Here is a 353-nt window from a genome sequence, read left to right on the forward strand (position 1 = left end):
TATAGAGCGGATGAAAAAGAAGATGAGAATCCCGCCAATGATGAGCGCACCAGCTAATATATTGGCCGCCATATTGAAGTCTGGCTGCGCCGCTTCTTCTACTTCACTGACAAACATTGTACCGGCAATTTTCCAACCAGTCGCTTTGATTGTTGTGAACTCCATTTGCTTTTCTTTCCCTTCAAACATATAACTCATTGAACCTTTGTCTTGTGTATAAAGCTTGACTACCCAATCTCCTGTTAATTTTGTTCCTGCTTTTTTCGTTGGATGTGCCACGTATGTACGATCTGGGCATCCGATAAAAGCATGACCTTCTTTACCAATATTGATACTATTAGACTCTTTTACTA

1 pseudogene is annotated in these 353 nt (G+C 40.5%); it reads right to left on the bottom strand.

The window, feature by feature from the left end:
- Positions 1 to 353: pseudogene (locus KVT11_RS19595) on the bottom strand (chemotaxis protein); the annotation flags it as partial.

Origin of the sequence: Bacillus sp. GbtcB10, from assembly GCF_019091365.1 — a bacterium.
Classification (GTDB): Bacteria; Bacillota; Bacilli; order Bacillales; family Bacillaceae; genus Bacillus; species Bacillus altitudinis.